Genomic DNA, 20,862 nt, shown 5'->3' with positions numbered 1-20,862 from the left:
ACGAACAGTTTACGGGTGCGCGGAACCAGCGATGACCACGAGCACCCGATGTTCAACTGAACATCGGGTGCGACCGGTCGATCAGACCTAGAGTGAGCGGGCCCCCACAAGGAGATTCCGATGTCGACCAGCCCGTTCGCCGGCATGAACCGGCGCGAGTTCTTCGCCCGAGTCGCCGCGGTCGGCGGCGCCACCTTCCTCGCATCATGGGCCAACCCGATCATCGATCGCGCGTACGCGGCCGATCCCGGCGGGAGCGGATCGCTTGGCGACATCGAACACTTTGTCTTCTTCATGCAGGAGAACCGTTCGTTCGACCACTACTTCGGAACACTCCAGGGTGTCCGCGGCTTCGACGACCCGTCGGATGCCTGGAAACAGCGCGGCTGGGCCCCGGGCGTCGGACCGACAAATACCGGCTACACGATGCCGTTCCGACTCGACACCAACAGCGGCGCGAGCCTGGACGGCGAGTGCATCAACGACCCGGACCATTCCTGGGCGGGCCTGCACGCGGCCTGGAACGGTGGACGCAACGACGGCTGGCTGCCCATGTCCATCAATTCGGTGGGCCCGGGAAATGCACCCGCGTTGATGGGTCACTATTTGCGCGAAGACATCCCGGTCCATTTTCAGATGGCAGACGCCTTCACCATCTGCGACAACTATCACGCCTCGGTGATCGGCCCGACCGACCCGAACAGGCTCTATTGGATGAGCGCGTCGATCGATCCGGACGGTACCCACGGCGGCCCGCTCCTGGAGACACCCACACTGCTCCCGAAGTTCGTCTATTCGTGGCGGACGATGCCGGAGAACCTCGGCGATGCCGGTGTCAGCTGGAAGATCTACAACAGCAAAGACTTCGGTCCCATCTCGTCGGTGTTGCTCGACGGCATGATGGGGTGTTTCACCCAGGCGGCCGATGTCGATTCCGAGCTCAACCGTCGCGGGATCCAGCCGGCCTACCCCGCAGACTTCGCCGCCGACGTCGCGGCCAACAGGCTGCCCGCCGTGTCGTGGGTGGTCCCCAACCTGCTCGAGTGCGAACATCCCGCGCTACCCGCCGCGCTCGGTGCAGTGGGCATCGTGCAGGTACTCGACATCCTGACGTCCAACCCCGCGGTCTGGGAAAAGACCGCCCTCATCATCAGCTACGACGAGAACGGCGGCTTCTTCGACCACGTCACACCGCCGACCGCTCCCCCGGGCACTCCCGGCGAGTACGTCACCGTCCCCGACATCAATGCGGTCTCCTCGTCGCAAGGCATCCGCGGCCCGATCGGGCTCGGGTATCGCGTTCCGGCGCTTGTCATCTCGCCGTACAGCCGTGGTGGCCTGGTGGCGTCGGAGACCTTTGACCACACCTCCCAGCTACGCCTGCTCGAGACCCGGTTCGGTGTCGAAGTTCCCAACCTGACGCCGTGGCGCCGCAGCGTCACCGGCGACATGACCTCGGCCTTCAACTTCGGTGCCAGGCCCGATCCGACCAAGCCCCAACTGATGGACCCGATACCGCGGGTCCAATTGGCGGCGGCACAGTGCGGGCCCAACGTGGCCGCCGGATTCGTCAATCTGGGCACCCCTTACCCGGTGCCGCCCAATCGCATGCCCACGCAGGAACCGGGTTCGCGCCCGGCCCCGAGCGGGTTGGTGTGACCTGTTGATCATCGGAACGTGTGAACCGGCGCCCCGTCGGCCCATTATTGTGACTGCATGAAGTCACGCTGGTCGGCAGCCAAACTACCGCACTTGGACGGCAAGCGAATCGTGGTCACCGGTGCGACAAACGGTCTGGGCTGGGAGACCGCACGGGGTCTGGCGCGTGTCGGCGCCCACGTGGTCCTTGCCGTTCGGGACATCGATCGCGGTAAAGAACGTGCCGCCGAGATCGCTGCCGACACCGCCGGTGCACATGCCGAGGTCATCGAACTCGATGTGGCCGACCTGTCGTCGGTTCGGCGTTGCGCAGACAGCCTCGGTGCCATCGACATCCTCGTCAACAACGCAGGCGTCATGGCCCGGGAACACGGCTTCACGGTCGATGGATTCGAAACATCTTTCGGCACAAACTTTCTCGGCCCGTTCGCGTTGACCAACCTGCTCCTGCCGCAGATCCGCGACCGGGTGGTGATCGTCGGCTCGAGTTCACACAAAACCGGGCAGATCCATCTCGACGATCCGCATTTCGAGCGGCGGGCCTGGAGTCGTCCGGCGGCGTATGCGCAGTCCAAACTCGCGGACATGCTCTGGGGACTCGAGCTCGACCGCCGCCTGCGCAAGTCGGGGTCGCTGACGAGCACCGCGATCTCACACCCGGGATGGGCCACCACCGGGATCCTCGGTGTCACCGGTTTGCGGGCGATCGACAGTGTGATCGCCGGCGCGGGCAGGCTCCTGGCCAACACACCGGCCGAAGGCGCCGCGATCACGCTGCGGGCGCTGACCCCGGACATCCCGTCAGGGTCATACGTCGGGCCGGATGGACCGTTCGGATTGCGCGGCGCCCCGGTGCTGGTCGGTCGATCCACGGCGGCCTGCGACACCCGCACGGCGGGATTGCTGTGGGAACTCGCGGAGTTCGCAACCGACACGAGGTACCCGCTGTGACCATCACCCTGCGGCCGGCCACCGCGCCCGACTGCGTAGATGTCGCCGCCATCTACAAGCACTACGTCGACCACACGGTCGTCACCTTCGACTACGTCGCACCGACCGCTGCCGAGTGGAAGATCAAGCGCGCCAACCTGATCTCCGAGCGCTTTCCCTTTCTGGTGGCCGAGGACGAGAACAGCGTGGTGGTCGGGTTCGCCTACGTGGCCCACTACCGGCCCAAGCAGGCATACGCGTGGACCGTCGAGAACACCATCTACCTGAGCCCGGCATATACCGGCCAGGGCTACGGGGCAACATTGCTGACCGGACTTCTCGACGCGGTGAAAGACTCACCGGCCCATCGGATCGTGTCGGTGATCGCGGACATCCCCGGTTCGGGTTCGGTACCACTGCACGCCAAAGCCGGGTTCTACGAAGTCGGACGCCTGATGCGGATCGGCTTCAAACACGGCTCGTGGGTGGACTGCATCGTGATGCAATACGACGTCGTAGATTCGGACCAGCCACCCGCCTGAGCTGCGACGAGTCCGCCCAGGAACAAAACGGACCGAGGTCCGGTTGGTAGTATCATGTCCGTGACCCGCATGCCTTCCCTGTTTCTGAGCCATGGCGCTCCCCCACTGGTGGACGATGCCCGCTGGGTCGGGGAGCTCGAGCAGTGGTCGGCGGACCTGCCCACGCCCACCGCGATCTTGATGGTGTCCGCCCACTGGGAGTCGGCGCCACTGACCATCGGCGCCACCGATTCCACTGTGCCGCTGACCTACGACTTCGGCGGCTTCCCCGAGCATTACTACCGCGTGCGCTACGACGCCCCGGGTGCCGTCGACCTCGCCGCCCGAATCGAGGCGTTGATGCCCGACAAGCAGGCCGTACGCCACGATCGGGGTCGACGTCTCGATCACGGTGCCTATGTCCCGCTGACCGTGATGTACCCGGAAGCACAGATCCCGGTCTTACAGATCTCCCTGCCGACCCTCGATCCGCAACAGCTCCTCGACCTCGGACGGCGGCTCAAGCCGCTGCGCGATGAGGGCGTGCTGATCATCGGTTCCGGTTTCACCACCCACGGTCTGCCGTTCCTGCGCGACATGCGACCCGAGGCCATCGCGCCGACGTGGTCCAAAGAGTTCGACGCCTGGGCCGGCGAACGTTTTGCCGCCGGCGATGTGGAGTCACTGGTTCGATTCCGCGAGCTGGCACCCGGTATGCCGTATGCGCATCCGACGGTCGAGCACTGGTCACCGCTGTTTGTTGCGCTCGGTGCCAGTGACAACCCGGAACAGAAAGGCGATCAGGTGGTCGACGGTTTCTGGATGGGCCTGAGCAAGCGGAGCCTACAGCTGGCCTGAGGCGACAACGGTCACGTCGAGGGCGGGTCGTTCGGTGTGACCAGGTGTGGCTCGGCCTCCAGATTGACCAGGCCGTTCCAGCACAGATTGACCAGATGCGCGGCAACGACTTCCTTGGAGGGCTCCCGCACACCGAGCCACCACTGAGCAGTGGACGTGACCATCCCGACCAGCGCCTGCGCATACAGGGGCGCCAGCGCCGGATCACGGCCACCTCGTTCGAAATCCTCACCGAGAATGTGCTCGACCTGGCTGATGGCGTCGTTCAGCAGACTCGAATACTTGCCGGAGTCGCCTGCCGTCGACGAACCGCGCATCAAGATTTGAAAGCCGTCGGTGCGGTCTTCCATATAGGTCAGCAACGCCAGCGCCACCTGTTGCACGCGGTACCGCGACCGGTTTTTGCTGAGCGACGACGTGATCATCTCGAGCAGGGTTTCCATCTCGCGGTCGACGATCACCGCATACAGACCCTCTTTGCCACCGAAGTGTTCATACACAACAGGTTTGGAGACACCTGCGCGCTGTGCGATCTCCTCGACAGCGGTTGCCTCGAAGCCCCGTTCGGCGAACAGTCCCCTGGCGACCTCAATCAGCTGATGACGCCGCTGTGGACCGGTCATCCGCGCTCGCGGTACCCGTTGGACCTGATCTGCCTTGGTGGTCGGGCGATCGACTGTCATCGTCGCCTTCCCCTCACAAAAATGGACATCGAGTCCAACTATATGCGGACCCGTTTCAAATCAGTTAGATCCCGGCGCGGTCGGGCCTGCCTCGCCGACCGGACGGATAGATTCGTGCGATGGCATTTGGGCAGAACAAGAACGACAAGATTCGTACCGCTGCACGCGAAGCACGGCACAACAACGAAGTGATCTTCACGCCAGAACTCGGCGGGAACGCGAAGAAGTGGGCCGAGCTGATCACAGCAATCGAGTCCGAGGGCTGGAAACTCGAACACTGGGCGGTGGGACCAACCGGAACGATCGCCTCGATCGAGGCCTACCCACTGTTCCGCGCGCGGTAGTCACCCGGTCAATACGTTGCTCCGCCACCAGGACTCGAACCTGGAATACCTGAACCAAAATCAGGAGTGTTGCCGATTACACCATGGCGGATTGCGCTCACGATTGTGCCATGAGACTCACCGGAACCCACAACCGGCTCGCGGTGCCCGACAACCACCTCGCAGACGCTCCGGGTTTACGAAGACGCTCCACATATTTGTGGAGCGTCTTCGTAGAGGTGGAGCGTCTGGCGGTCGATCAGTCGCGGGGACCGCCTGCGACGTAGATGACCTGGCCGGTGACAAATCCGGCACCCTCGCTGGCCAGGAATGACACGGTGTGTGCGATGTCCTCGGGTTGGCCGACCCGGGCAACCGGGATCTGGGATGCCGCTGCGGCCTTGTAATCCTCGAATGGAACACCGACGCGTTCGGCGGTCGCGGCGGTCATCTCGGTCTCGATGAAACCCGGTCCGATGGCGTTGGCCGTCACACCGAACTTGCCGAGCTCGATCGAAAGGGTCTTGGTGAATCCCTGCATCCCGGCCTTGGCCGCGGAGTAGTTCGCCTGACCACGGTTACCGAGCGCCGACACACTCGACAGGTTGACGATCCGGCCGAACTTGGCCGCGACCATGTGCTGCTGCACAGCCCGCGACATCAGGAACGCACCACGCAGGTGGACGTTCATGACCGAATCCCAGTCGTCGACCGACATTTTGAACAACATGTTGTCGCGGGTGATACCGGCGTTGTTGACGAGGATGGTCGGGGCGCCCAACTCGGCGGCCACCTTCTCGACGGCCGCGGCGACGGCAGCCTCGTCGGCGACATTGGCGCCGACGGCGATCGCTTTGCCGCCTGCGTCGGTGATCGCCTTGACGGTGTCGCCGCAACTCGTCTCGTCGAGATCCAGGACCGCCACGGCATATCCGTCCGCCGACAGGCGTTTCGCAACCGCCGCCCCGATCCCACGTGCCGCGCCGGTGACGATCGCTGTTCTCTGCTCGCTCACAACAACTCCCTTGTCGAAGAACTACGGATGACGATCGCCAGGTGACCGGTCAACAACGGTCCGAGCGGCCTGCCGATGGTCCACCAGTTGTATCAAGTGCCCCCGAAAGGTGCGTAGGATCGGGCCGTTCCCCGCCTCCAACCGCCAAGGGAGTCCTATGTCCGTGGCACCTGAATCCGCGCGCTCGGCCCCCGGGCCAACCGCCGTCCTGATCCTCGCCGCGGGCGCAGGCACCCGCATGAAGTCGGCCACCCCGAAGGTCCTACACGCGATCGGTGGGCGCTCGCTGCTGTCCCATGCTCTGCACGCCGCAGCCGGCATCGCGCCTGATCACCTGGTTGTCGTGGTCGGTCACGATCGCGAGAAGGTCAGCAGCGCCTGCGATGACATCGCCGCCACCCTCGGCCGCGACGTCCACACCGCGGTTCAGGAGCAGCAGAACGGCACCGGCGACGCCGTCCGGGCCGGGCTGGCGGCACTGCCCGACGACTTCGACGGCACCGTTCTCGTCACCGCCGCCGACGTCCCACTTCTCGACGGCCCGACGCTGAGTGATCTCATCGCAGACCACACCAGCGCCCCCGCCGCGTCAGTGACAGTTCTCACGTCAACCGCGCCCGATCCGACCGGATATGGGCGCGTTCTGCGTACCCAGGACGGAGCCGTCACGGCGATCGTCGAGCAGAAGGACGCGACGCCGGAGCAGCGCCGCATCACCGAGGTCAACTCCGGCGTCTACGCCTTCGACGCCACCACATTGCGGAGCGCACTGGCAGAACTGTCCCCCGACAACGCGCAGCACGAGCTGTACCTGACCGACGTCATAGAGATCGCCAACCGGCATTCAGAAGTGGTGCGCGCCAAGCACATCGACGACGCCTCCCTCGTTGCCGGCTGCAACGACCGACTGCAGTTGGCCACCCTTGGAGCCGAGCTGAACCGGCGAATCCTGGCGGGCCACATGCTCGGCGGTGTCACGATCATCGATCCGGCCACCACCTGGGTTGATGTCGACGTCACGATCGGCCCCGACGTCACCATCGCGCCCGGGACCCAGCTGTTGGGGCGGACCAGTGTTGCCACCGGCGCCGAGATCGGCCCCGACACCACCCTGTCCGACGTCACCGTCGGCGCAGGCGCATCGATCATCCGGACCCACGGATCGGAATCAATCATCGGCGCAAACACGCAGGTCGGGCCTTTCGCGTACTTGCGTCCGGGCTCAGTTCTCGGTGAGGCGGGCAAGATCGGGACGTTCGTCGAAACGAAGAACGCGAACATCGGCAAGGGCGCCAAGGTGCCGCATCTGACGTACGTCGGCGACGCCACCATCGGCGAGGGCACCAACATCGGCGCCTCGAGCGTTTTCGTGAACTACGACGGCGTGAACAAGAGCCATACCACAATTGGGGCACATTGCCGAACCGGTTCGGACACCATGTTTGTTGCACCCCTCAATGTCGGTGATGGCGTCTACACCGGAGCAGGTACCGTCTTGACGCAGGATGTGCCCCCCGGAGCCCTCGCGGTCTCTGGTGGGAAACAGAGAAATATCGACGGTTGGGTGCAGGCCAAGCGGCCTGGAACGCCATCGGCACAAGCTGCTGCCGATGCACTCTCCGACACCGAGAACGTGCAACAAGAAAGTGACCCGCTGTGACCTGGACCACCACCCACAATCAGAAGAACCTCATGCTGTTCTCTGGTCGTGCACATCCCGAGCTGGCCGAAGCGGTCGCAAAAGAGCTCGACATCGAGGTGACCCCCCAAACCGCCCGCGACTTCGCCAACGGTGAGATCTTCGTGCGCTTCGAGGAGTCGGTGCGTGGCTCCGACGCATTCGTCCTGCAGAGCTGCCCGTTCCCGCTGAACCAGCACCTGATGGAACAGCTGATCATGATCGACGCGCTCAAGCGCGGCTCGGCCAAGCGCATCACGGCGATCCTGCCGTTCTACCCCTACGCCCGCCAGGACAAGAAGCACCGCGGACGCGAGCCCATCTCCGCCCGCCTGGTGGCCGACCTCCTCAAGACCGCAGGCGCCGACCGCATCATCACCGTCGACCTGCACACCGATCAGATCCAGGGCTTCTTCGACGGACCCGTCGACCATATGCACGCCCAGGGCCAGCTGTCCGAGTACGTCAAGGGCAAGTACGGCACCGCCAACATCACCATCGTCTCGCCGGACTCCGGCCGCGTGCGTGTTGCAGAGAAGTGGGCCGACTCATTTGACGGCGCACCGTTGGCGTTCATCCACAAGACCCGCGATCCGCTGGTGCCGAACCAGGTGAAGTCGAACCGGGTTGTCGGTGACGTCGCCGGCCGCACCTGCGTGCTGATCGACGACATGATCGACACCGGCGGCACCATCGCAGGCGCGGTGCAGGTCCTGCGGGATGCCGGTGCGGGCGACGTAGTCATCGCCACCACCCATGGCGTCTTCTCAGATCCGGCAGCCGAGCGGCTGGCCAACTGTGGCGCCCGCGAGGTCATCGCCACCGATACCCTCCCGATCGGACCGGAGAAGCGGTTCGACAACCTCACCGTGCTCTCCATCGCACCGCTGCTCGGCCGTACAATCCGCGAGGTCTTCGAAAACGGATCGGTGACAAGTCTTTTCAACGGAAGCGCATAGGAGTACAGACGCGATGGCGGCTACGATCTATCACAATCCCAAATGTTCGACGTCACGAAAGACGTTGCAGCACTTGCGTGATGCCGGGGTTGAACCAACCATCGTGAAGTACCTCGAGGAGCCGCCGACGCGGGCCGAACTCGAGAAGATGATCTCCGACGCCGGTATCGAGGTCTCCGCAGCGGTGCGCAAGCGCGAGTCGCTGTACAAGGAACTCGACCTCGCCGGGGCCACCGACGATCAGCTTCTCGATGCGATGGCCGCCAATCCGATCCTGATCGAGCGGCCGTTCGTGGTGACCGACAAGGGCACCCGGCTGACCCGTCCGGTCGAATCCGTCGACGAGATCCTCTAGTCGCAACAAAAAGCACACCGTCCGGTCAAAGGCACACGTTGCAACGTGTGCCTTTGACCGGACGGTGTGCTTTTGTCTGTGCAGCCTAGGTTTCCGTCGGCTTCGGCAGCGGCTTCTGGATCCGCGGAAACGCGATCGCCACCAGTCCGCGCACCGACCCCTTGATGAAGTCGACCAGGTCGAAGTAGTCACGCCAGACCGTGATCAGGCCGTTCTCGACCTCGAATCGGCCACAGACCCAGAACTGCATCCGTAGTCTGCCGAACGCGATTTCGTCGACCCGCTCGGTGATCACAACCGATCCGTTGGCCGTGATGTTGACCCACTTGACGCTGAATCCCATGCGCGTTTTGTGCATCACCTGAAAAAGTCTGGCCAGTCGCTTCTTGCCGCGCATGAAGCTGTAGCCGACATTCGCGTACTCGATCTCCGGATCGACCAGCGCCAACGCCGACACGTGGTCGCCCAGCGCAAGCGCGTCGAGAAACCTCCGGGCCGTGTCCGACGGTGTGGTTGCCACCGGAACGCTCCCCGCCTGCGTGATCTCTGATTCTGTGTTCCCCGTCATGCCGCCCGAGACTACGCCAACAGCCGTGAGAGCGCCGGGGAAACCGCAGGTAGATGAGGCGAAGTGGGATTTGGGGGGAGCTACCGGTATAGTTTGCGCCGTTGTCTCGGCGAGGGTGATCCATGGTCACCGTAATCGGCGCGGCGTGGTTCTCCCTCCAGGGTGCACTGTGGCTGTCATCGATTTCTTGTCGGGCCCGAATCCAGCACCCGATCGAGGAGTCATCTCATGGCAACCGCCAATACCGCCAGCAAGCTCGCCGTCACCCTTCGCACCGAAAAGGGCAAGGGCGCCGCTCGCCGCGCACGTCGCGCCGGTAACGTCCCCGCCGTCCTGTACGGCCACGGCACCGACCCCAAGCACCTGACCGTCCCGGCCCGCGACTTCGCAGCCATCCTGCGTAACAACGGCCTCAACGCCATCATCGAACTCGACATCGAGGGCGAGCTGCAGCTGGCTCTGCCCAAGCAGGTCGACGTTCACCCGATCCGTAACTACATCGAGCACACCGACTTCGTCGTCATCCGCAAGGGCGAGAAGGTCACCGTCGAGGTCGCGATCCTCGTCGAGGGCGACGCCATCCCCGGCAGCCTCGTCACCAACGACGCCAGCAGCATCGAGATCGAGGCCGACGCACTGTCGATCCCCGAGCACCTCGTCATCTCGGTCGAGGGCCTGGGCGCCGGCAGCACCATCACCGCCGCCGACATCGAGCTGCCCGAGGGTGTCACCCTGGTCTCCGATCCCGAGACGCTGATCGTTGCCGTCAACGAGGCACAGACCGCCGACACCACGACGGACGCCGAGGATGCCGCTGAAGCAGCCGCCGAGGTAGCTCCCGCCGCCGAGTAGGGATCACTCCCGCCGCCCGGTCTGCGACAGCTCCGGCGCGCTCTGCAACTTCTCCGGCCCGCACACTTCGGTGTTGCGGGCCGGAGTTTTTTCTCCTGCCCGCTTCTGGCCTGATGCCTTCTTGCCCGATGTGCCGAGCAGTTTGATCGCCACCCCGACCACGCTGACCACCACTCCGACGATCTCCCATTGCCCGAGCGCATCACCGAACATCGGCCAGGCGATCAACATCGTCGCGGGCGGAACCAGCAACAGCAGGGTGCTCGAGAGCACCGGGCCGGCCTCGCGGGTGACCCACAGGTAGGCGCCCCAACCGCCGAACGTCGACAATGCGACAACCCAGACCACCGACCCGGCGAACTCTATGGTGACCGGCGGAATCACGTCGCCCACAACCACATTCACCGACCAGAACAAAACCGCGCCAACCGTGCACTGAACGGCCAGTGCCACCGCCATCGGCTCAGGCGCGTTCAACACTCGTTGCACCAGCGTGCCACCGGTCAGCGCCAACATCCCGAGAACACAGAGCAGGAATGCCCACCACGGCGCTCCGCCGGTGTTCAGCTTTCCGCCGACAACCAGACCGACGCCGACGATGCCGACCACAAGACCGAACCAATCCCGCCGCCCGATCCGCACCCCGAGAACCGGGAAGGCACAGCCCGCGACCACCAGAGGTTGCAGCGAACAGATCAGGGCGGTGATCCCGGCGCTGAGCCCGGCCTGGACGGCAGCACCGATCGCGCTGAGATACATCCCCTGCATCACCACACCCAGCGCCACCTGCCGGGCCACTCCCCTTCGAGTCACCCGCCACGGGTCGAGCTCCGCTCCGCTTCGTCTCCGTAAGTCCCGAACGACGCAGAACCCGATCAGCAGCACCGCGGCGAGTACGAAACGGCAGGCGAGCAACATATGCCACGACGAGTACCTGGCACCGAGTTCAGCGCCGAGATATCCAGAACTCCACATGAGCACGAGCAGGATGGATGCTTTGACCATGCGGGCAGGTAAACACACCGGTCGGTATACTTGCAGTGGATATGTGAGCCACATCTCGTCCCGCTCGGTTCGGAGGAACCCGATGACCACCCTTGCCGCACTGCAACTGCCGACCGAGGCGCCGATGACACCGGCCGCCGACCGGATCCTGACCGCCGCCGGGACCCTGTTCTACAGCCGCGGAATCCACGCGGTGGGGGTCGAATCGATCGCGGAGGCCGCCGGCACCACCAAGAAGACGATCTACGACCGGTTCGGGTCCAAGGACGGGCTGATCGTCGCGTACCTGCGTCGCCGGAGCCTGCACTGGCGGTCCCTGGTGCTCGATGTCATCGCCGAACAGTCTCCCGGTCGCGACCAGGCGCTCGCGGTGTTCGACGCCACCGACCAGTGGATGGGCACCTGGGTCCGCGGCTGCGGTTTCATCAACGCCTACGCGGAACTCGGCGGCACCGAACATCCCGGCGTCGCGGTGATCGTCGAGGAGAAGACGTGGGTGCGCGATCTGTTCGAATACACCTGCACTGCAGGCGGATACGCCGAGCCAGCCGTCCTCGCCGGCCAACTGACACTGCTCCATGAGGGCAGCATCGTCTCTCGCACCGCCGGGGCCCAGAGCGATGCCTGCGAGCTCGCACGCCGGACCGCCGAGGTCCTTCTGACACCGGATGACAGAATGAGCCGGTGACAGATCCCATCGTGATTGTCGGTCTGGGCAATCCCGGCAGCCGCTATGAGAAGACGCGCCACAATGTGGGCGCCATGGCCATCGACCATCTGGCAGGCAAGCTCGGCGAGAAGTTCAAGGTCCACAAGAAGTCCGGTGCCGCCGTGGCTGTGGGCCGGCTGGCCGGGCAACAAGTGGTGCTGGCCAAACCCACCTGCTTCATGAACGAATCCGGGCGTCAGGTCGGACCGCTGGCAGCCTTCTATTCGGCCCCACCACAATCACTGATCGTGGTGCACGACGAACTCGACATCGACTTCGGTGCGGTCCGCCTCAAACGTGGCGGTGGCGAGGGTGGCCACAACGGCTTGCGATCGATCTCGCAGGTCCTGGGAACCAAAGATTACCTGCGGGTACGTCTGGGCGTCGGTCGCCCACCGGGCCGGCAGGATCCCGCCGACTTTGTTCTCAAACCGTTCTCCACCACAGAACGCGCCGAAGTGCCCCTCCTGCTGGAAAATGCCGCCGACGCGATCGAGTTGCTGATTGAGTACAGCCTGGAAGACGCACAGAACCGCGTCCACGCGTGGTGAGGCGGCCTCGATCATCGACATGAACCTGATCTAGCCTGTTACAAGCAGCATGCGCCGGCCGAGACACAGATCGGGCCCGCAACGAAAAGAAGGAAACGTATGCCAGTCATCGCTGACCAGACCGGAATCAACAACGTCGGGATTCTCGGTATCGGCGCCTATCGACCTGATCGTGTGGTCACCAACGAGGAGATCTGCGAACACATCGATTCCAGCGATGAGTGGATCTACACCCGCACCGGCATCAAGACCCGACGTTTCTGCGCTCCCGGCGAATCCGCGACCACGATGGCCATCGACTCCGGTCGCAAGGCCATCGCCAACGCACTGCTCAGCGGGTCCGACATCGACGCCGTGATCGTTGCGACCAACACCCACCTGCTGCTGACCCCGGGCGCGGCCACTGCCGTCGCCACCGCTCTGGGCGCCAACGGCGTCCCGGCCTTCGACGTGACCGTCGGCTGTGCCGGCTTCGGGTACGCCATGGGCATCGGCGCCGACATGATCCGTGCCGGTAGTGCCACGAGCGTTCTCGTCATCGGCTCGGAGCAACTCTCGGTCGCTCTCGACATGACCGACCGCGGCAACTGCTTCATCTTCGGCGATGGCGCCGGTGCCGTTGTCCTCGGTGCCACCAAAGAACAGGGCGTCGGCCCGGTGATCTGGGGTAGCGACGGTTCGCAGTACGACGCCATCCGTCAGGACATCGACTGGCTGACCTTCCTCGAAGGCGACCGCGTGCAGCGTCCGTACCTGCGCATGGAGGGCACCAGCGTCTTCCGCTGGGCCGCGTTCGAAATGGGCAAGGTCGCCCAGCGCGCCCTCGAGGCCGCCAAGATCGACGCGCAGGATCTCGACGTGTTCGTCCCGCACCAGGCCAACTCCCGGATCAACGACCTGCTCGCCCGCGGCCTCAAGCTGCGCGAGGGCGCTGTGGTCGCCAACGACATCGAGCACACCGGCAACACCTCGGCAGCCTCGATCCCGCTGGCGATGGAAGATCTGCTGTCCACCGGCAAGGCCAAGCCCGGCGACACCGCACTGCTCCTCGGTTACGGCGCCGGCCTGAGCTACGCCGCCCAGGTGGTCAAACTCCCGCCCGTCCCCTTCGAATAACCGCGAACGCCTCGTCGACCGCGGCGCGTTTCAGCACGGTCGACGAGGGGTTTGCCGGATGTGGCGATTGGTCCTGCATAGGGCGAGGTCTGTAGCCTTTCCTCGTGAGTTCTGAAGTCAGCACGTCGTCCGGTACCGGTTCTGCACCCAGTCGGGCCGCAGTGGCCCGCGAGGTGGCGCGTCGCCGCACTTTCGCCATCATCTCCCACCCCGACGCCGGTAAGTCGACGATGACCGAGGCGTTGGCGCTGCATGCCCGGATGATCAGCGAGGCCGGTGCTGTCCACGGCAAGGCCGGCCGCCGTTCCACGGTCTCCGACTGGATGGAGATGGAAAAACAGCGCGGCATCTCGGTCAGTTCGACTGCATTGCAGTTCAACTATCGCCTCGAAGGTGCCGACGTCGACGAGGTCAACGTCATCAACCTGGTCGACACCCCCGGTCACGCCGACTTCTCCGAGGACACCTACCGCGTACTGACCGCCGTCGACGCCGCGGTCATGTTGATCGACGCCGCCAAGGGCCTCGAGCCGCAGACCCTCAAACTGTTCCAGGTCTGTCGCCACCGTGGCATCCCCATCATCACGATCATCAACAAGTGGGACCGTCCGGGCCAGACGCCACTCGAACTCATCGACGAGATCACCGAGCGCATCGGCCTGACTCCCACACCGCTGTATTTCCCGGTGGGTATCGCCGGAGATTTCCGTGGCCTGCTCGACCGGCGCACCGGCGAGTACATCCGTTTCACCCGGACCGCAGGCGGCGCCACCATCGCCCCCGAGGAGCATCTGGATGCCGACGCCGCGTTGGCCAAAGAGGGCGACGATTGGACCGCCGCCGTCGAGGAGAGCGAACTGCTCACCGCGATGGGTCAGGACCACGACCAGGAACTGTTCCTGGCCGGACAGACCTCACCGATGATCTTTTCCTCCGCGATGCTCAACTTCGGTGTGCGGCAGCTACTTCAGACCTTGGTCGAGCTCGCTCCCCCACCCGAGGGCCGGGCCGCGATCGACGGCACCGTCCGCGAGGTCACCGATCCGTTCAGCGCCGTTGTCTTCAAGGTGCAGGCCGGCATGGACTCGTCGCACCGAGATCGCCTGGCCTACATGCGAATCGTGTCCGGCGTGTTCGAACGCGGGATGGTTGTCACCCACGCGCAGACCGGTAAACCCTTTGCCACCAAGTACGCCCAGGCCGTGTTCGGCCGCGACCGCTCGACGGTCGACACCGCATACCCGGGCGATGTGGTCGGATTGGTCAACGCCATGGCGCTGGCACCCGGCGACACCCTGTACACCGACGCCAAGGTGCAGTACCCGCCGATCCCGTCGTTTGCTCCGGAACACTTCTCGATCTGCCGGGCCGAGTCGGCAGGCAAGTACAAGCAGTTCCGCAAGGCGATCGACCAGCTCGATTCCGAAGGTGTGGTCCAGGTGCTGCGTAACGAGATTCGCGGCGACGCGGCTCCGGTACTCGCGGCCGTCGGACCCATGCAGTTCGAGGTCGTCGCTGCCCGGATGAAGACCGAGTTCGGTATCGAGGCACGCTTCGAGCCACTGCCGTATACGTTGGCCCGCCGCACCGACGAGGCCAGCGTCGACGAACTGAACCGCCAGCGCGGCCTCGAGGTCTTCACCCGTAGCGACGGCGCCCTACTCGCTCTGGTCAGCGACAAGTGGCGTCTGCAGTACATCGAGAAAGAGCACGCCGACCTCACCCTGGAACCGTTGGTGGCGGCGGCAGACTGATGCGACGGTCGGCTTCTGTCCTGGCCGCCTGCGTTGTCACCGGCGCGGCGATCCTGACCGGCTGCAGCGACGGGTCCAAACCCTCCGACGCCACCGCGACGTCGTCATCGACCACTTCGATGATCGCGTCGTCACCTGCTGACGCCGAAGTGGCGCCTGCTCGGTGTCAGGAGACGTCGCCAAGCGGACCTGTCGATCACACGCTGGAGGGCTTTGCCTTCGATTCGGGCTCGGCCACGGTGTCACTGACCGTGCCGGGGCAAAGCGCCCGTTGCTACAGCTATCCCCGATGGGGCAACGCCGATCCGGCTGTCCCCATCGACAGTCTGCTGTTCCTCTTCAAAGGTCCCGGTTCGGACGGCGTGACCATCGACATGCTCGTCGGTGACCTCATCCAGCGGACCAAGGTCGTCGCCAAGGTGGCGGTGGCGATCGACGGCACCACCTACCAGGGTGACAACTGCTCCATGGACCTCACCGCGCTGTCGAGTGCGGGTGTCGCCGGCGCGTTCTCCTGTCCCACCGTCACCGCGGTGTTCGGCAATCCCCTTGCCCCACTCGATGACCCCGAACCCGAACCGTCGACGTCGGCCCCCCTGCCCACCGCCGCGGTCTCGGGATGGTTCACCGTCGAACCATAGAGTTGCCGACCCGGAAAAGACGTTGCGACTCAGACACCTACGTCGAACGCGGTGGATGTACCCGTGAAGCCGTGGATCTTTCCGGCGCCGGTGCGATGATCGCCGTAGTACCGGATCCGGTACCGACCCGACGTTCCCCCATCGGTGTTCCACAAGATGGTGATCACCGAGGCATCCAGACTTCCCGGTGGCCGCGACCAATGTAATTCCGTCGACCACGCGTTGTCGTCGAGTGTTCGTTGCCACTGCCCGTCGACCCACTCTTCCACCGCCAGATAGGTGTCGGTGCGGCGCAGGTTGTTGTTCGGGTGCGCCCCGACAAACTCGACCGAGACCGTCTCACCCGCACGGTATCCCGACTTCGGCGCTGTGAGCACGTCCCCGTATCTGCGGCCTGCGATTGGTACATCCGGTGGGGGCGTCGGTACCAGGTCTGGCTGGAATCCCGACTTGTTCAGCGGCGCCGGACCATCCGGCAGTCGCCTGCCGGCGGCAAGCGCACCGGCCAGCTTGTCGAAACTCTGCATGTATGCCGGCAACGTCCACCGGCCGAACTGCGTTTCACCACCCTCATACTGTTGCGCCACATACTCTTCGGGTGTTGTCACGTATTGGCTGTATCCATTGGCATAGCCCTGCAGCAGAACATTGTCGATCGAGACCCGCAGCGCACCGGCAACGATCTGCCGGACTCGCAGCCCCGAGACGATCGTGAACTCGGCGGGCGCTGCGGCCAGCACCAGATCACCGATGCGCATGATCTGGATCGGCATCACCTGCGGAATCCACGGCGCGGGCGGGAGTAACCCCAGGGGTGCAGCGATCAGCTTGGGCGCCTGAACATCCCGAATCCACGGCGAGATCGGGGCATCGAGGCCACCGACTGCCGCGACCAGCGGATTGACCTGCCCCTCGAAGAAGAACGGCAGCGGTTGCTCGTAGTTGTCCTCGGTGCTGGTGGCCACCGCTCCGGCACCCATCATCGCAGGCGAGGTCCGGGCGGACCTGCCGTCCGGTGTGTACGAACCGTCGATGGCGACATCGGAGAAGTCGACGTACTGGATCACCGAATCAACACCGGTCCTGGTCATTCCGGAGGCGCCCGCGTGCGCCTGCCGTCCGGCTTGATACTGACGTTCGCCGATGATCGCGCAGTTGGCCCGATTGTCCTTGGTCGGTCCCGACGGCGAAAACGGCACCAGATTCAGGTTGGGCGTCATGTCCCCGGCGTTGGTCTGGGGAAATGCTGCCACCACACCAGGATCGTCCGACTCCCACCGATGGCTGGCGTAACCCTTGTTGTCGACGGTGATCAACTTGTTGTGATCGGCCATCGATGTGCCATGGGTGGAGAACCACGTGATGACACCGATATCGTTGCCGCCCTGGGCCAGACGCAGCACGGTGACCGCCGGATCGATCCCCTCCGGGAACACCCGTTTGTCGGGGTCGGGGTTCAGGTCGAAGGCAGGTCTGGACCGCTGCGCGCTGGCGTTGTGGAGTTCACCGCGACCGAGCCGGATCGTCCCCGGTGCCAACGAATCGTGGGCTCGGCAGATCGAATCGTAGATACCGTCGACCTCGGCCTGGTACGAGTTCTTCTTGAATCCGAAAGCCGCGAGAGAGTAGGCATAGTCCCACGCCGTGCCGCCACACGAGTTGTGGTTGTGTGTGGCATTGAGGTTGACGTTCGTCTCGGTGTAGAGCGAACCGAACCGCGACTTCAGCTTCGCCAATACACCGAAGTGGATCGATTCGAACAGGCACGCCGAATCCGCGGTGACAAAAACGATCCGGTTACCCGTCGCGTTGTCGACGATGATGTAGGCCCGCGCCCAGTACCGCATGTGCAGGCCTTCGGCGACCTGCGCCGGTTGCGAATAGCCCATCATCCCTTGCCCGGCAACGGCACCGGTCATGTCGGCGCGACCGGCCCCGACCAGATATCCGCCTGCCGGATCGGCTCCGGCCATACTTGCGCCGAACGAACCGCTCGCCCCCGCGACCACCGTGCCCGCGGCCATGGTGCCGAGCATCTGACGCCTCGACAGTCGTGGTCCAACACCGTTCATACATCCACCCCTATTCGCTGTTGATCACCCGTCGAGTACCGACTCCAGATACGGATTCACAAAGACTCCATCTGGGTCGAGTTCTCTTCGTACCGACCGGAACTCATCAAATCTCGGATACACCGAGCGGAGATATGCACTGCTCTGCGTGTGCATCTTTCCCCAATGCGGCCGACCGCCATGGGCGACCATGATCTGTTCGACGTCGTCGAAGTATTCGTCCTGCGGGTCACCGTGATAGCGGTGGACGGCAATGTAGCCGCTCTTTCGCCCGGACGCGGTGGACAGCATCAGATCGTCTGCGGCTGCCGCGCGGACCTCGAGCGGGAAGCTGACCCGATAGCGGCGGGCGTCGATCAGCCGGCGAATCTCGCACAGTGCCTGCGGAACCCGCTCGAGCGGTATCGCATATTCCATCTCCCGGAACCGGACGGTACGCGCTGAGACGAACACCTTTGTCGAGATGTCGGTGTATGTACGCGACGACAGGACGTTGCCCGCCAGTGAGTTGAGTTTCGGCACCACCGCCGGGTACCTGGCGCCGAGCGCACACATGCCCCGGAACAGTTGATTGCTGACCAGGTCGTCGTCGATGTGACGCCGCAGCTTTCCCGGACCTGACCGCGGGGTGTCGATCGGTACCCTGGTGTTGGTCTTGGTCAGCGCGAATCCGGTGTGCGGAAACCAGAAGAACTCGTGGTGGTCATATGTTTCGACGTTGTCGAGGAACGAGTCGATGACCTTGTCCACCGACTCGGGCCGTTCGGTCGCCCGCAATGCAAACGCCGGAACGCACTGCAGTGTGATCTCGGTGATCACCCCCAGCGCACCGAGGCCCAGTGCTGCCGCCTGAAGAAGTCGGGGATCATCGGAGCCCACCGTGCGCACGTCGCCGGTGCCGGTCACCAGCGTCAGCCCGACGATCTGGGTGCTGATCCCGCCGAATTCCAGTCCGGTTCCGTGCGTTCCGGTGGAGGTGGCCCCAGAGATCGTCTGGGCATCGACATCTCCGAGATTGGGCATGGCCAACCCGTGCGGCGCAAGCAGAGCCGGGATCTGCTGCAGTGTTGTCCCGGCCCGCAGCGACACCTGCATCGCATCGGTGTCCACGTCGACCAGGCCACGCATCGCCGACATGTCCAGCTGAATCCCCGGTGCCACCGCGACCGCGCTGAAGCTGTGACCCGACCCGACCGGTTTGACGGTCGATCCGCTCGCGCGCGCCTGCGCGATCACCGCGGCGATCTCCTCCGGGCCGCGAGGCCGGACAACCTGTTCGGGAATCACCGATTCCGTACCGCCCCAATTGCGCCAGACCCGGGGGCCGCTCACAGAAACGCTTTCCCTTCGCCGCGATAGCTCGGCAGTTCGCCGACGACCACCCCGTGGTCGACCACCAGAATGGTGTTCACATGTTCACAGAGTTCACCGGACTTCGTGTGCCGCAACCACACCCGATCTCCTACCGACAAGGAATGCGCAGCTTTTCCGCGTAACGGTGTCTGCACCTCACCGGCCGCCTCCTGGCCGAGGTAGCTCAGTCCCGGTGGCCACGTGGGCAGCGGAAGCCGATCGCTTCCCGGCGGTCCCGAGGCGATCCATCCGCCGCCGAGGCAGGTCACCATGCCGCGGGTGGGCATCCGGACCACCGCCAGACCGAACGCCATCGCCGGTGCCGGTTTGAAATGCGAATAGGTGTCGAAGAGATGCCCACCGAAGAAGCCGCTACCGGCAGCGATATCCGTCACCGAGGGATCGGCAGCGGTGGCTTCGATCGAGCCTGTGCCCCCGGCGTTCACGAACTCGAGGTCGGCGATCTGCCTGACCGCTGCGACCACCTGGCATCGGCGGCCGATCAGCTCTTCCATCGAACGACGCTGAAGATCGCTGATGAGGTTGTTACGCAGTCGCTTTCCGGCGATCTCATCGCCGATGCCTGCCACCTGCGCCTCATAGGACATCAGGCCGACAAGCCTCATCCCGGCGCGGTTGACGACTTCGGTGGCCAGGTCGACCGCCTCGGTGACGGTCCGGACCGGAGACCTGCGAACGCCGACGTGCCCGATCAAGGGTGCTTTGTACGAGGCGTCGAGGTCGATGGCGATCCGCAGTGGGCCGGCGGCCCCGGGCAGACCCGATCGGGTTCGGGCCGCTTCGATGAGGTCGAGCTGCGCCACCGAATCGACCAGCAGCGTGACCCGCTCCGCGGCGACCGGATCGGCCGCCAGGCGCGAGATCGCATGCCGACTGCTACTGGGATATCCGACGAGAACATCACCGACGTCACCGGCCGTTGCCAGCCAATGCGCTTCTGCCACATCGTAGGCCAGCACACCGGAAAATCCGTCCGCCGCCAGGACCTGCTCGATGACCGACCTGATCCGCAGCGATTTGGAGGCCACCCGAATCGGCACACCGCCGGCCCGCGACCGCAGATCAGCCAGGTTGTGCCGCAGCGCCGTCAGCTCCAGCACCGCGACCGGGCCATCCGGGTCGCCGTAGTCTCGGACCGCCGTATCGATTGCACCCCAATATGATTCGGGGTCGGCCGCCCATGGCCAATCGGGGCGCATGGTCGACGAGGCCAGATCGAGATCAGGCACGCCCAGATCG

21 protein-coding genes and 1 tRNA gene are annotated in these 20,862 nt (G+C 64.6%); 14 read left to right on the top strand and 8 right to left on the bottom strand.

Translation table 11 applies throughout. The features are described from left to right. Positions 1–120 precede the first annotated feature (120 nt). The 4 genes from AC56PL_RS21885 (at position 121) to AC56PL_RS21870 (ending at position 3,968) form a co-directional block, all read left to right on the top strand. Positions 121–1,659, top strand: coding sequence for an alkaline phosphatase family protein (locus tag AC56PL_RS21885; RefSeq protein ID WP_495518001.1), 1,539 nt, complete (start codon positions 121–123; stop codon positions 1,657–1,659). A gap of 57 nt (positions 1,660–1,716) precedes the next feature. Continuing rightward, complete coding sequence (locus AC56PL_RS21880; RefSeq protein ID WP_497155142.1) at positions 1,717–2,610, top strand: oxidoreductase; 894 nt, start codon at positions 1,717–1,719, stop codon at positions 2,608–2,610. Then, entirely contained in the window at positions 2,607–3,131 is a 525-nt protein-coding gene (locus AC56PL_RS21875) for a GNAT family N-acetyltransferase (protein WP_495518003.1), read from the top strand. The genes AC56PL_RS21880 and AC56PL_RS21875 overlap by 4 nt, the downstream gene beginning before the upstream one ends. A gap of 69 nt (positions 3,132–3,200) precedes the next feature. Next, a complete protein-coding gene (locus AC56PL_RS21870) occupies positions 3,201–3,968 on the top strand; it encodes a DODA-type extradiol aromatic ring-opening family dioxygenase (protein WP_495518410.1) in 768 nt (255 codons plus the stop codon). A gap of 11 nt (positions 3,969–3,979) precedes the next feature. Here AC56PL_RS21870 and AC56PL_RS21865 read toward each other — a convergent pair whose 3' ends face one another. Continuing rightward, complete coding sequence (locus AC56PL_RS21865; protein WP_495518004.1) at positions 3,980–4,651, bottom strand: TetR family transcriptional regulator; 672 nt, start codon at positions 4,649–4,651, stop codon at positions 3,980–3,982. Positions 4,652–4,770: 119 nt separating this feature from the next. Here AC56PL_RS21865 and AC56PL_RS21860 point away from each other — a divergent pair, with 119 nt between their 5' ends. Continuing rightward, on the top strand, positions 4,771–4,995 hold the full coding sequence (locus AC56PL_RS21860; RefSeq protein ID WP_495518005.1) for a hypothetical protein: 225 nt from the start codon (positions 4,771–4,773) through the stop codon (positions 4,993–4,995). 19 nt (positions 4,996–5,014) lie between these two features. Here the strand turns inward: AC56PL_RS21860 and AC56PL_RS21855 are convergent. Both AC56PL_RS21855 and fabG read right to left on the bottom strand, forming a co-directional pair. Beyond that, a tRNA-Gln gene (locus tag AC56PL_RS21855) sits at positions 5,015–5,086 on the bottom strand. Between the two features lie 147 nt (positions 5,087–5,233). Beyond that, the gene (gene fabG / locus AC56PL_RS21850) at positions 5,234–5,989 is read right to left on the bottom strand and encodes a 3-oxoacyl-ACP reductase FabG (protein WP_497155141.1); all 756 of its coding nucleotides are present in this window, start codon (positions 5,987–5,989) and stop codon (positions 5,234–5,236) included. Between the two features lie 157 nt (positions 5,990–6,146). Here fabG and glmU point away from each other — a divergent pair, with 157 nt between their 5' ends. Genes glmU through arsC form a run of 3 tightly spaced genes read left to right on the top strand, consistent with a single transcriptional unit; the run spans position 6,147 to position 8,981 of the window. Then, positions 6,147–7,649 (top strand): bifunctional UDP-N-acetylglucosamine diphosphorylase/glucosamine-1-phosphate N-acetyltransferase GlmU, encoded by a 1,503-nt coding sequence (glmU, locus tag AC56PL_RS21845; RefSeq protein ID WP_497155140.1) that lies wholly within the window; start codon positions 6,147–6,149, stop codon positions 7,647–7,649. Further along, positions 7,646–8,626, top strand: a complete 981-nt coding sequence (locus tag AC56PL_RS21840) for a ribose-phosphate diphosphokinase (protein ID WP_497155139.1) — start codon at positions 7,646–7,648, stop codon at positions 8,624–8,626. Before glmU ends, AC56PL_RS21840 begins: the two co-directional genes overlap by 4 nt. A gap of 13 nt (positions 8,627–8,639) precedes the next feature. Next, entirely contained in the window at positions 8,640–8,981 is a 342-nt protein-coding gene (gene arsC, locus AC56PL_RS21835) for an arsenate reductase (glutaredoxin) (RefSeq protein WP_497155138.1), read from the top strand. A gap of 85 nt (positions 8,982–9,066) precedes the next feature. Here arsC and AC56PL_RS21830 read toward each other — a convergent pair whose 3' ends face one another. Continuing rightward, a complete protein-coding gene (locus AC56PL_RS21830) occupies positions 9,067–9,549 on the bottom strand; it encodes a limonene-1,2-epoxide hydrolase family protein (protein ID WP_497155137.1) in 483 nt (160 codons plus the stop codon). 228 nt (positions 9,550–9,777) lie between these two features. On the opposite strand from AC56PL_RS21830, the gene AC56PL_RS21825 reads away from it, so the two are divergent. Next, the gene (locus AC56PL_RS21825) at positions 9,778–10,401 is read left to right on the top strand and encodes a 50S ribosomal protein L25/general stress protein Ctc (protein WP_495518011.1); all 624 of its coding nucleotides are present in this window, start codon (positions 9,778–9,780) and stop codon (positions 10,399–10,401) included. Positions 10,402–10,404: 3 nt separating this feature from the next. Here the strand turns inward: AC56PL_RS21825 and AC56PL_RS21820 are convergent, their stop codons facing one another. Continuing rightward, entirely contained in the window at positions 10,405–11,406 is a 1,002-nt protein-coding gene (locus AC56PL_RS21820) for a DMT family transporter (RefSeq protein WP_497155136.1), read from the bottom strand. An 82-nt stretch (positions 11,407–11,488) separates the two neighbouring features. Between AC56PL_RS21820 and AC56PL_RS21815 the strand changes: the two genes are divergently transcribed. The 5 genes from AC56PL_RS21815 to AC56PL_RS21795 all read left to right on the top strand — a co-directional run bounded on the left by AC56PL_RS21815 (position 11,489) and on the right by AC56PL_RS21795 (position 16,177). Continuing rightward, positions 11,489–12,094 (top strand): TetR family transcriptional regulator, encoded by a 606-nt coding sequence (locus AC56PL_RS21815; protein ID WP_495518013.1) that lies wholly within the window; start codon positions 11,489–11,491, stop codon positions 12,092–12,094. After that, a complete protein-coding gene (pth, locus tag AC56PL_RS21810) occupies positions 12,091–12,666 on the top strand; it encodes an aminoacyl-tRNA hydrolase (protein WP_495518014.1) in 576 nt (191 codons plus the stop codon). The genes AC56PL_RS21815 and pth overlap by 4 nt, the downstream gene beginning before the upstream one ends. 99 nt (positions 12,667–12,765) lie before the next feature. Continuing rightward, a complete protein-coding gene (locus AC56PL_RS21805; RefSeq protein WP_495518015.1) occupies positions 12,766–13,782 on the top strand; it encodes a beta-ketoacyl-ACP synthase III in 1,017 nt (338 codons plus the stop codon). A 104-nt stretch (positions 13,783–13,886) separates the two neighbouring features. Next, positions 13,887–15,536 (top strand): peptide chain release factor 3, encoded by a 1,650-nt coding sequence (locus AC56PL_RS21800; RefSeq protein WP_495518016.1) that lies wholly within the window; start codon positions 13,887–13,889, stop codon positions 15,534–15,536. Then, a complete protein-coding gene (locus AC56PL_RS21795) occupies positions 15,536–16,177 on the top strand; it encodes a hypothetical protein (RefSeq protein WP_497155135.1) in 642 nt (213 codons plus the stop codon). Before AC56PL_RS21800 ends, AC56PL_RS21795 begins: the two co-directional genes overlap by 1 nt. A 29-nt stretch (positions 16,178–16,206) precedes the next feature. Here AC56PL_RS21795 and AC56PL_RS21790 read toward each other — a convergent pair whose 3' ends face one another. From AC56PL_RS21790 to AC56PL_RS21780, 3 genes are read right to left on the bottom strand one after another with little or no spacing between them, the layout of a single operon-like run. Then, the gene (locus tag AC56PL_RS21790) at positions 16,207–18,249 is read right to left on the bottom strand and encodes a neutral/alkaline ceramidase (RefSeq protein ID WP_497155134.1); all 2,043 of its coding nucleotides are present in this window, start codon (positions 18,247–18,249) and stop codon (positions 16,207–16,209) included. Positions 18,250–18,273: 24 nt separating this feature from the next. Beyond that, positions 18,274–19,581 carry a D-arabinono-1,4-lactone oxidase gene (locus AC56PL_RS21785; RefSeq protein WP_497155133.1) on the bottom strand — a complete coding sequence of 436 codons (1,308 nt, stop codon included), beginning with the start codon at positions 19,579–19,581 and terminating at the stop codon, positions 18,274–18,276. Then, complete coding sequence (locus AC56PL_RS21780; RefSeq protein ID WP_497155309.1) at positions 19,578–20,822, bottom strand: alanine racemase; 1,245 nt, start codon at positions 20,820–20,822, stop codon at positions 19,578–19,580. Before AC56PL_RS21780 ends, AC56PL_RS21785 begins: the two co-directional genes overlap by 4 nt. Between the last annotated feature and the right edge of the window lie 40 nt (positions 20,823–20,862).

The organism is Williamsia sp. Y721 (assembly GCF_059683565.1).
Note: the sequence above shows the minus strand (reverse complement) of the source record. Positions and strands in the feature narration are given on the sequence as shown.